This is a genomic window from Flavobacterium piscinae, assembly GCF_004122145.1.
Taxonomy (GTDB): Bacteria; Bacteroidota; Bacteroidia; order Flavobacteriales; family Flavobacteriaceae; genus Flavobacterium; species Flavobacterium piscinae.
In genome coordinates this window covers 65,025-78,505 of sequence record NZ_SBKQ01000002.1, presented here as the reverse complement: position 1 = coordinate 78,505, position 13,481 = coordinate 65,025, and the positions used below count along the sequence as shown (strand labels likewise).

The window sequence follows — 13,481 nt, the reverse complement described above, 5'->3', positions numbered from 1 at the left end:
ATCTTCATTTGTATAAGCCCTTTTGCACACACAAAGGGCTTTTTTTTGCTTTTTAACCCAAAAAAATAGCTTTTACACGAGTTAAATTCTGCTAATCGATTTTTAAAGCTATTCATCGAATAAGTAACCTTTCATAAAAATTTCTGTTTAATTTTACCTTTTAGTTAAATTGAATTAGTTTAGAAAGCTATAATTTAACAAAACAATTTTGTTGTGTTAATAATTTATACATTTTTAATGAGTATTATTCGCGAAAAAATGTATTTTTGTTGAAATTAATGCATGATAAGATGGATTTATGAGGCTGATTAATAACGCTTTATTGTTTTTTAATCAGAAAAGTAAGTTGCATCTTAGATTTATTTGTATTTTATCGATGATTTGTGTTTTTTATCGGATATTGAATCACGTGATATTTTATAAGAGAACATTTTTAACTCAAGTTTATAATTAATAAAATGAGTTACAATTAAAACAAAACTAAAAAACTGAATTTTCAAAAATAAAAACTATGAATTCAACTTTACTTTTAAAAAATAACCGAACGAATTTTTTCCAAAAAACATCCTCAGCCTTGCGTGTGTTGTTTTTAGGAATCATGCTTTTGTTAGGCTTTAACTCACAAGCTCAAGTTCAAAATTACGGTTACCAAGAGTTTAATGGTGTTTCGGATGGAGAGGTATATTCTCCAATATCAGGAACCGACCTTTTTGGCCCCACAGTTTTTCAACAAATTACACCTATTGGTTCTGAGATCCCATTGGGTTTTACTTTTAATTATAATGGAACAGATTATACCCAGGTAAAAGTTCACTCCAACGGATTTATTTATTTTGCCGGTGCTTTTAACCCGGCCGGAAACATGGGGGATCCGATTAGTACCACTTTAACGAATAGATATTCAGGAGCTATTGCTGGTTATGCAAGAACCAGCCTTGTTTATGCCACTTTTGGTTCAGCACCAATATATACGGGGGTTGTTTCCAGTGTACAATACTTAGTAAGTGGTGCTCCCGGAAGTAGAGTGTTTACCGTACAGTATGAAAACATGGCAAGGTATTTAAACACTACAGCTCCTCGTGAAGGGTTGCTTAACTTTCAAATCAAATTATATGAAGGGAGTAACATTGTAGAAGTTATTCATGATGTGCAGCCAACGGCTCTTTCTGTTGCCGTAACTGCAATTGGGCAATGTGGATTAAGAGGGCTTACAAACGCAGATTACAACAATAGAGCGGCAAATGCGGTTGCTTATACTTCAACTACAGCCGGTACTGCTTCAAACAATGGATTAAATTATAGAAATACCTCTCATTTAGGTACTGTAATCCGTATGCAATGGACGCCACCTTGTTATGAACCTAGTGGTTTGTCGGCCATTAATTTTACGGGAACTACGGCTGATATTTCTTGGACTGCTCCGGCAGTTGCACCCACCAGTTACCAATTTGAAGTGCGTAGTAGTGGTGCACCGGGTTCAGGTCCTGTAGGTTTAGGTGATTCCGGAACAGTAGCCGGAACATCAACCACAGCGAACGGATTAACAGAAGGTTTTACTTATACTTTATATGTACGCTCTTTTTGTGGAGGGTCAAGTTATAGTGCTTGGGTAACCGGACCAACGTTTACATTACCTTGTGCGGCGACAACCGTTCCGTATTATTTACCTTTTGACCCTGTTGGAGATGGATTTACCGTTCCCGGTTTACCGGTTTGTACCGTGAATGATAATGCAGGAACCGGAAATGATTGGCAATCTTCACCACCGGATTTTGGAGCATTTTTTGATGAGCATTTAACGTACTCGTTTCATCCAACCAATGATGCCAATACATGGTTTATTACTAAAGGTATTGCATTAACAGCCGGTCAAACTTATCGCATTCAATACATTTATGGAGGTTCGTCGGAATTCACTTTTATCACAAACCGTATGGAAGTGCGTTACGGCACCACCGGAACAGCAGCCGGTTTGGCAGGAGCAATTCAATTGGATGACCACCCTGAAATTAAATCGGTTCCGGAAACCAATGTTGTTAATTTTACAGCACCTACAACCGATACGTATTATTTTGGTTTTAGAGCTTACTCTGAAGCAGCCAATGGAACTTTATATTTAGATGATATATTTATTGATGTTTCTAACTGTTTGGTGCCTACTGGTCTAAATGCACCAGTTGCCTTAGTTAGTTTTAATAATGCAACCATAACTTGGACAGCACCCACACCTTCACCAACCGGTGGATATGCGTATTATTATAATACTACCGGAATTCCGCCAACCAATAGTACTCCTCCATCGGGAACTGTACCGGCCGGAACAACTTTAACAGTAATTCCGGGGCTTTCACCAAGTACTACCTATTATGTTTGGGTAAGAAGTATTTGTGGATTTGGCGATTTAGGTGAATGGTCATCAAGTGCCACTTTTACAACATTAGTTGCACCACCGGTTTATTGTACACCGGTGCAAACTGGTACTCCTGATCCAAATGGAATTACCAACGTTACTATGGGAAGTATTAATAATACAACCGGTTTAGAACCGGGAGGTTATGGAGATTATTCAGGATTTACAACTAATGTTCCTCAAGGAGCTACTATTCCGGTTGCTATTACTTATGGTACAGGTTTTACCTATGATACTAACATTTGGGTAGATTGGAATAACGATGGTGACTTTGCTGACGCAGGTGAGTTAGTATATACCGGAGTATCCACCAATGCTGTACCAACTACTTTAAACGCTTCCTTTACAGTGCCAATTGCACAACCTCTTGGGCCAAGAAGATTACGCATAGGAGGTATTGATTTTGGTCCTTTTTCAGACCCATGTAGAACGGGTACTTGGCAAGCCTTTGAAGATTACACAGTTAATGTTATTGTGGCACCACCGGCTTTAACCTTAAGCCAAACAACGATGCCTGCACAATGTGGATTAACCGATTCACCAACGGTATTCATCACATCAACTATATCTGATTTTGATGTGTATACCTGGACTCCATCTACGGGAGTAACCGGAGATCCTGTTTCGGGATATGTGTTCAATACAAGTGCAACAACAACCTTTATTTTAACAGCTAGTCAGACCAGTGGTGCATTTAGTACCAATACAGTGAATTTTACTTACACAGCTAATGAAACGCCAACACCAATAACAATTTCCACACCGGACGGAACGGATAGTTGTATTAACGGACCGGCCATTGAGTTAAATGCTGCAGGAGGTATTGTTTCCAATATTACCGTTTACCAAGAAGATTTTAATTCCGGTATTAATGGACCTGGTCAATTTACAAGTACAATTGCATCAACAGGAGGTTCTAGCCCGGCTAATTCGGCATGGACAGTAAGAGCAAATGGTTATAATGCTGGGCCACCTACATGGTTTGCTACTTTTAATAGCAATGACAATTCCAGCTTTGTATTGTCTAACTCAGATGCACAAGGTAGCGGTACACCCTCTGTTCCTAGTATCACTAGAACAAGATTAACTTCGCCACCGATAGATTTAACAGCATATACTACCGCTTCAGCCAGTTTTTATCATCATCTCAATAGATTTTTGACCTCAGATATAACCAGAGTGCAAGTAACAACGGATGGAGGAACAAATTGGACTGATTTAATAAGCTTTAACGCGGATCAGGGTACTCCTACATTTTTTGTGCAAGTTTTCTTGGATTTGAATCCTTATGTAGGTAATATTATTCAAATTCGTTTTGATTACCAAGCCAATTGGGGTTATGGATGGGCCATCGATAATTTTAGAGTGTTAGGTAGTGCAACATCCGCAATTGTATGGTCGCCTACAACCGGATTATATACCGATGCTGCGGCAACAATTCCTTACACAGGAACCGGAACGAGTGTGGTGTATGCCATGCCAAGTGCTGATACGGTTTATACCGCTACCGCTACTGCTCCCGGACCAACATTTTGTGAAAGTACACAAACCGTTGCCATTGCAGTAACACCTCAAGTAGGAGGTACATTGTCCGGTAACCAAGTATCATGTGATTCATCTACTTATACCAACATAACTTTATCCGGTCATGTTGGAAATATTCTTGGATGGGAATATGCTGATGATGCTGCCTTTACGGTTGGTGTAACACCTATCGCAAATACAACAACAACTTTAACACCTGCCGAGTTTGGAACATTCCTAACGATTCGATATTTTAGAGCAGTTATTGGAGCGGGTTCTTGTAATCCGGTCTATTCAACCGTTGCGTCTGTATCAACCAATGCTACGATATTAACCGGAACTACTACTTGGAGTAATGGAACACCGGACATTTCTAAACGGGTGATTATTGCAGGCGACTACACTGCCTCGGCTAATTTTAGTGCTTGTTCTGTTCAAGTTTTAACAGGTGCAACATTAACTGTACAATCCGGTGTGACTGTTACTGTTCAAAATGAGTTTACAGTGGATGGACCATCACTACCTAATACAGTAGTATTTGAAAATAATGCCAGTTTAATCCAATTATCTAATGTTGCCAATTCAGGCTCTATAAGATATGAACGCAATACTACTCCAATAGTACAATATGATTATACCTATTGGTCTTCGCCGGTTGCTAATCAAGTTTTGGGAAGTTTTTCTCCGGATACCAATGCAGCCCGTTTTTATATCTTTAATAGTGGAACGTATTCATGGCAAAATATTAGTAATACTTCTGTGATGGATGCAGCAAGAGGATATATCATCAGAGCTCCCGGTACATTCAGTACAACGATACCGGCTGTATTTACAGGTGCTTTTTATGGTGTGCCTCATAATGGTCCTTATTCTATCGGTATTACCGTTTCAGGAACTCAAAATAGAAATTTAGTTGGAAATCCATATCCAAGTGCTATTGATGCTGATTTATTATATGCAGCAAATAATACTGTTTTACAAGGAAATATGTTTTTTTGGACACATAACACTCCCATTACAGCCAATGTATATAATGCAAATGATTATGCCACATACAATGCAACCGGTGGAGCAGGAACCGCTGCTTCTCCAAATCCGGGTGTGAATCCAAATGTGCCAACAGGTAATATTGCTGCCGGTCAAGGTTTCTTTGTACAAGGTTTAGCTTCCGGTACATTAAACTTTGATAATTCTATGCGTTTAACAGGTCTGAATGATTTGTTTTATAGAAGTCCGGATGCACCTCAAATTTCAGTTGTTGAAAAACACAGAATTTGGTTAAATATCATTAATCAACAAGGAGCATACAAACAAATGTTGTTAGGTTATGTTCAAGGAGCTACAAACGAATTAGACAATGCCTATGATGCCGAAGTAACCGAAGCCGGAAATGTTGTAAGTCTATATTCTTTAAACAGTAATAAAAAATTAACTATTCAAGGTAGAGCATTGCCGTTCAATGTGTCAGACGAAATTCCGTTAGGATTCAGAACAACGATTGCCGGTGATTTTGCTATTGAATTAGAAAATTTTGATGGATTGTTCGAAGAAGGTCAACAAGTTTATTTAGAAGATAAATGGCTTAATGTAATCCATAATTTGAATACGGCAAATTATAACTTTACCACCGAAGCAGGTACATTTGATGATCGTTTTGAAGTGCAATTTGAAGATGGAACATTAAGTGTTAATAATCCTGATGTTTCTAATGCAATTGTGGTATACAAAAACAATCAAACTATTTTCGTTAACTCCGGAAACATTGAGATGAAAGAGGTCCGATTGTTTGATGTAAGAGGAAGATTAATTACGGATCAATCATCAATAAATGCTACAACAGTTCAATTTGTAGATTTGAATATAGCCAATCAAGTAATATTAGTGCAAATTACTACTACCGAAGGGCAGATTGTAACCAAGAAAGTCGCTTACTAATAATACGCGAAACCTATTCAAAACCCTTAGTATTGCTAAGGGTTTTGTTTTTTTATTGATTTTAACAAAAGAAACGTGTTAAAATTCAAATAGGTTTGTACTTTATCGAGAATATTTGCTTTTTAACGATTTGTCTTGTTTGTCTTAACTTCATGTTAACAATAATTAGTATATTTATTAACTCATTTTAAACCAATTTTTTAATTATGATTAAATACTACAATTCCTTGAGTTGGCGTTTGGGGACGCAACTCAAAACCCGAGAACCGGATGGTCGGGGAAGCAGGTCTTCTTCGACGGGTCTGAAGCAATCAACCTTTTTACTGTGTTTGTTTGCTTTTTTATTTTTTAATTTTTCTAGTGTATTTGCTCAAGTAACAGATTACACATTTGTTCAGGAAAGCGGTACGTATTCCGCCTTGTCCGGAGGAACACAAATCATTGCTCCTAATAGTGATGATGGTCGTTCTTCGGCTACAAATATTGGATTTACCTTTACGTTTAATGGGTCTCCTTTTACACAATTTGTAGCCAATGCAAATGGGCATTTGCGTTTGGGAAGTACAAATGATACTTCGGCCTATTCGCCAATTTCTACAGCCTCAAACACCAATGCAATTGCTGCTTTTGGTAGAGATGGTAGAGCTTTAGGGGGTGTGTTTACACAACTGCAAGGTACTGCTCCAAACCGAGTAATGGTTATTGAGTGGACTAATTTTCAAGCTCAATACAACAGTGCAACAACGTTTATGAACATGCAAATTAGATTGTATGAAACAACTAACGATGTTGAGATTGTTTATGGAAGTTCTACGCCTGTAAACACTTACTCAGGGCAAATTGGAATCAGAGGTGGTTCTGCTGCTACTGATTTCAATAACCGTGAAACAGCTGCAGATTGGTCTGCTACGACCGCAGGGACTCAATTTTCTACAGTAACAATTTCTTCTACTGTTTTTCCGGCTTCCGGACAAACATACAGATGGAGTCCTCCTGTGTTTTTAGATCCGCCAAGTTGTGCAAGTGGGTTAGTGCCTGCTGATGCAGCGACTGATGTAGCTAGAAACGTTTTATTAAGTTGGACAGCCGCTACAGGCGGACCAACAAGTTATGACATTTACTTAGGAACAGATCCGTCTCCTGCTTTCTTAGCAAATACTACGTCAACATCTTATATATTGCCATCACCTTTATTAGCAAGTACTTTATATTATTATAGTATTGTTCCTAAAAATGATAATGGAGAAGCTACAGATTGTGTTGTGCAAACATTTACAACAGGGGCTGATATTATTTATTGTGATCCGGTTTATACCTTTGGTAAAACAGATGGAGATTTAATTTCAAATATCGAGATTCTTGGTACTACATTAGCCAATAATACTGGTACTGATGAAGTAAATCCTGCGTATACATTTTTTAATACATTACCTAATCATACGGCGGTTTTACAAGCCGGAACATCGTATACTGTATCAGTTACTGTTGGTTCTTTTGGTAGCCAAAACGTAGCCGCTTGGATTGACTATAATGATAATGGGGTGTTTGAAACTTCAGAACGAATTGGTTTTACCACTACTTCTATTGGAGCTAACGGAACAGCAACATTTCCGATTGTTTTAGCGTGTGACCCTCCTCTAGGAATTCACCGTTTAAGAGTTAGAGATGTATGGAATACAACAGGTAGTGCAATCGATCCTTGTGCAACCTATGGATATGGTGAAACTGAAGACTATTTAGTAGAAATTTCAGCAGCTGATCCTTGTCCGGCTCCTTTTAGTTTAGGGGTAGCAAACATCACACAAACAACTGCAGATTTATCGTGGACAGAAGGTTGTGCTGAGACTGCATGGGAAGTAGTAGTACAAGCACCTGACTCAGGAGAACCTACAGGAGCTGGTGAAGCTGCTACTTCAACGACTTTTTTAGCAGATGAATTAACGTTAGGTACAGATTATGAATTTTACGTAAGAGCCGTTTGTGAAGCCGGAGTTTTATTTAGTGATTGGTCAGGGCCATTTACTTTTTCAACAATTGACAATCCTCCTGCATGTACAACATTAGTTTCTCCGGCTGACGGAGCAACAGATGTGGCAATTGTTGAAGGAGCTGCACAATTAACGTGGAGTGCACCGGCAACTTCTTCTACAGAAGGAGCGGCTACTTCATATAATGTTTACTTTGGTACAACGAGTGGTTCATTAACCTTGATTGGAAACTTACCTGCTCCTGAAAGTGGTGATCCAACTGTTGGGATTACTGGTTTGTTATACAACCAAACTAATTTTTGGAGAATAGTACCCGTAAATAGTGGTGGTGAAGCCGTAGGCCCTTGTGCTGAATGGAGCTTTACTACAGAGGATGTTCCTGCTAATGATTTGTGTTCCGGTGCTTTTGATTTAGGTGCACTTGTTTCGCCAATTACTAGTTCTACAGTAGGTTACACTAACTCTGTTATTGCTTCTTGTGGTAGTACGTTTACAACAACTGCTCCTGAATCTTTTTATTCTATAGAAGTTCCAAATGGGTATACATTAACTATTGGATTGACTGCCTCAAGTTATGATTCAGCTCATACTTTAGCTTATGGTACTTGTGGTACTTTAACAGAGGTAATTTGTCGTGATACTGAAGTAATTAACGAAGTATGGACAAATACTACGGGATCTACTCAAACAGCCTATTGGATTCAAGATGGATGGTCTTCTGGTTCTGGTACATTTACTTTAGCTTGGGAATTAACTCCTCCACCAGTGGTAGTTGCTAGTTTTGACCCAACGTTTATTTGTGGTCAAGATGGTGGGGATTCGGTTGTAATTACCGGTTCTAATTTTACCGGAGCTACATCAGTTCAATTTAATGGTATTGAAGCTGCTTCGTTTACTATTGATAGTGATACACAAATTACAGCTGTTGTTCCTGCCGGAGACACTGCCGGAGTAATTACAGTTGCTGCTGAACCAAGTTCAAATGGTTCTGCTTCAAGTGTAGATGCATTAATTGTAAATGCATTCCCGGTAGTTAACCCTATCACAGGAGCCGCTACCGCATTATGTATGCCTAATACATTAGTATTATCCAGTACATCACCGGGTGGAACATGGTCTTCTTCCAATGAAGCTGTAGCTACAGTTGTTGGTGGAACTGTTACCGGAGTTTCAGAAGGTGCTGTAACCATTAGTTATTCAGTAACTGATAATGGATGTACAACAGTGGTTACTTATGATGTAGATATTTATGAGCCTGTAGTAATCAATTCGTTTACGCCAAGTCAAACAGTTGTAACCGGTAGCGATGCGACTTTTTCCGTAGATGCAACAGGATCTGGATTAACCTACCAATGGTTTGCGACTGATGGCCTTGATACCTTTACGCTAAATGATTCTTTTACTATTTTAGGTGATGAAACTTACAGTGGTTCAACTTCTTCTACCTTAGTAATAGGTAGTGTCCCTTTTGATTTGGGTACTTTTACGTTTTATTGTGAAGTGACAGGAACAAGTCCTTGTTCACCTGAAACGACCACACCAAACTCAATCTTGAGTGTAGGTGACACCGGTATTGCTACTGATCCAGCTGATGTAACCTTGTGTGATGGAGGGTCAACAACCTTTACTGTAGTTCGTTCAGGAGAAGAATTAGAAGAAGATATTGAATATCGTTGGGAATACGATGCAGACGGGCTAGAAAACTGGATTTCAGTTGTAGACGGTGATTTAGACGGAATGACCATTGCAGATGCTGAAACTAGCGTATTGTCAGTGTCAACAATTACTTTAGTGCATAATGGTTACAGATTTAGAGCGATAGTAACCGGTAATGCAAATGCAGCTACCTCTAATTCAGCTACTTTAACAGTTAACGAAGGAGTTTCAATTGCTACACAACCGGCAAGTGCCTTGGTTTGTAGAATTGATACATCAGCGAACTTTAGTGTAACTGCAGCCGGTGATGTAACCGGTATTCAATGGCAATCTTCACCAAATGGTGTAGATTCTTGGACAAATGTAGATACAGGTGCTTCTTTAACGGTTGCGGTTTCTGCATCTTCACCTGTTGGAGTAACATATTATAGAGCTGTAGTAAGTGGAAACGCACCATGTTTACCTTTAAACTCTGATGTAGTTACATTAACTATACAGCAACCAACTATTGAGGTAACTCCAAGTTCAGCAACGTATTGTTTACCTGGTGATGCCGTTTCTTTAACTGCTTCTGGAGCTGCTTCTTATACTTGGGCACCTGCTACAGGTTTAAGTGCAACAACAGGAGCTACAGTTTCTGCCTCTCCAACTGTTACAACTACATATACTGTAACAGGTACGGATGCCAATGGTTGTTCAAATACAACTACGGTAACGGTAAGTGTAAGTTCACAAATTTCAGGTGACGCTACAGCAGACTTAACAGAAGTTTGTGAAAATGACCCTGTACAATTAGGTATAACACCGGTTCAAGTAACTCCTGCTTACCCAATTAACAGTGCTTCTTATAGATTTGAAGCTACAAGTGGTACATTTACACCATTAGTAGGTGGAACTGCAACTAGTCTACCTGTTGGAGCAGATGATACTCTGTCTTCATCAACTCCAATCGGATTTACATTCAGTTATGGTGGAACAAATTATACAAACTTCAGAGTGAACTCAAATGGTTTGTTTACTTTCAATGCCACCGGAAATTCAACAGCTGCAAACAATTTAGCCACTACCACAACAACAGTAAGACCAGGTTTAGCTCCATTGTGGGATGATTTACAGTGTACTGCTGGTGTTACTTACCAAGTAAGTGGTACTTCGCCAAACCGTGTGTTGACAGTAGAATGGTTAAACATGGAATGGAACTGGAATTCAACAGTAGGTATTTCTTTCCAAGTTAAATTGTATGAGGGAACAAATATTATAGAGTATGTTTACAGACCGGAAGCAGATGGTAACCCAACCGGTTCAAGCGGAGCTTCTATTGGTTTAATGGGAACTGCAGCTGCAAATTATATTTCATTATCTGATTCATCTGCTGCTCCTTCTATCAGTACAACTACATCAACAAATAGTATCGGAGTAAAACCTGCAGATGGTCAAATCTATCGATTTATTCCTTCTGCTCCAGTTACTTACACTTATGCTTGGTCTTCAACTCCTTCCGGATTTAGTTCTACAGATCAAAATCCTATTGTAAATCCATCTGAAACAACAACTTATTCAGTAGTAGTTACTTCCTCTGCAGGATGTACACACTCTTCTGAAGTAACAGTTAATGTGGTTAGTGGTGCAGTTATTGATACACAGCCAGTTGCTTTAGCACAATGTGAAGGAACAGATGCTTCCTTTACCGTAGCAGCTACCGGACCAAGTTTAACGTATCAATGGAGAAAAGACGGAATTGCAATTGATGGTGCAACAAGTGCTACATTAGATTTAACTGCTATTTCTGCTTCAGATGACGCATCATACGATGTTGTTATAACTCCTTTATGTGGTGATGCTGTAACTTCTGATGCTGTAACGTTAACGGTTAACCCTCTTCCAACTGCAGATGCATCTAATAGTGGTGTAGTTTGTGAAGGAGAAAGCATTACGCTTTCAGCAACCTCGGATATCCCAGGTTCTACTTTTGAATGGAGCGGACCAAACGGATTTAGTTCTACAGATCAAAATCCTGTTCTGTCTAACGTGACTATGGCAAATGTAGGGGTCTATACCGTTACAGTAACCTCTCCTGCAGTTTGTTCAAGTTCTGCTACAACATCTGTAAGTATTAATCCAAATGCTCCACTTGAAATTACAGTTTCAGGTAGTGCAACAACTGCTTGTGAGGGTGAGTTAAAAGCGTTAACAGCTTCTGCAAACTCTGTAGGGTCTGTTGTAGTTTCTTTTGGAACTAATTTGGAATCAACCGGGGTAACAGGAGGAGTAACTTTCCCAGCAACCATAACAGGAATACCTGTAGGTGCAGTTGTAACGTCTGCTGAATTACAGTTTACAAACGTAAACTCTATAAACGGTTCTTGGAGAAGTGAAATTCGTGTGGCTCTAACTGGTGCTCATGTATTGGGTGCTACCCAAATATCAACATTAGGTTCTGGAGGTTTAATTTCTCCTGATCCAACAGTAAATGTACCTGGATTTACAGCTACAAGCGGTGCTATTAATTTAGTGCTTACTGAGTCTTTTAATGATGGTGGAGCTACAGTTGATGCTACTTTTGGTACAGCAGTCTTAGTTATAAACTATGCATTACCGGCTCCAGATGTAACTTGGACTCCTACAACAGATTTATATACTGATGAAGGAGGAACAATTCCTTACACAGGTGGTTTTGCTACTACAGTTTACGCTAAAGTATCTGCAACAAGTCCAACTAGTTATGCTGCATCAAGCGTGAACGTATTAGGATGTGTAAGAGCAGCTTCTTACAGCTACACACTTACAACTACTGGTTGTCCTTCTACTACTGAAGTGCAAACTTCTCAATGTGGAGCTACATTACCTTCAATTGACAGTTATGTTTATGCAAACCTAGTTAGTGGAGCTCAAGGTTACCGATTCAGAGTAACTGACATGACTACTAATGAGGTGCAAACGATTGACAGAGCTTTACGTGTTTTCCGCCTTACTCAATTAACAAATTATGCGTTTGATAGAACGTATATGATTGAAGTTGCTGTAAGAAGAAACAACGTTTGGGAAGCATTCTATGGAACTGGTTGTTCAGTTACTACTCCAGAAGCTACAACTCAAATTCAAGCTTCTCAATGTAATACAACTATCAGTAACTTGAACAATTCAATTTTTGCTGATATTGTACCGTTTGCAACGGGTTACCGATTCAGAGTAACGAATACGTTGAATCCTATCGATGTGCAAACGATTGACCGTCCGATTAGAGATTTTAGAATGACTAATTTGGCTTCGGTTCAATACAATACAACCTACAACGTAGAAGTTGCGGTTAGAAATACAAATGGAGAATACTTATCGTATGGTCCTGTTTGTAACATTACTACACCATTGTTCCCAACGGTGGGCTTGGAAGATGCACAATGTGATGAGTATTTGGTAGGTTCTAATACTGAAACATTATTTGCAGAATCTTACCCTGGTGTTGAACAATACCGATTCTTATTGGAGAACATTAGTTTAGGATATAGCCAAACGGTTGACAGAGCCACAAGAACAGTTACATTAAATAACTTCACAGGTTTAGTACCGGGTGAAATGTATACTGTACGCGTAGCAATTCGCTTAAACGGCGAGTGGGGACCTTATGGTAAATCATGTAGTATAATTACTCCTGGTGCCTTCAGACCTGAAGAAGTAACAAGAGTAGATGCAAATGGTGTAAATGAGTTCAAAGCGGTTGCTTATCCAAACCCATTTGCAACAAGCTTTACAATTGATGTAAGAACTTCGAACACTGAAGCAGTAAGCTTGACTGTGTATGACATGGCAGGAAGACTTTTAGAAGTGAAAGAAGTAAAAGCTCAAGATGTAACAAATTACCAATTCGGTGACCGTTATCCATCAGGTGTTTACAATGTAATTGTAACACAAGGTAATGAAACGCGAACTGTACGTGTAGTGAAACAATAAGCTAGTTACTGAGTTAACTA

The 13,481-nt window shown here is 39.0% G+C and carries 2 protein-coding genes; both read left to right on the top strand.

The annotated features are described in order from the left end of the window. Window positions 1–511 precede the first annotated feature (511 nt). The gene (locus EQG68_RS01870; protein WP_129463090.1) at window positions 512–5,869 is read left to right on the top strand and encodes a GEVED domain-containing protein; all 5,358 of its coding nucleotides are present in this window, start codon (window positions 512–514) and stop codon (window positions 5,867–5,869) included. 206 nt (window positions 5,870–6,075) lie between these two features. Continuing rightward, window positions 6,076–13,461, top strand: a complete 7,386-nt coding sequence (locus tag EQG68_RS01865; protein ID WP_129463089.1) for a GEVED domain-containing protein — start codon at window positions 6,076–6,078, stop codon at window positions 13,459–13,461. Window positions 13,462–13,481: the final 20 nt, after the last annotated feature.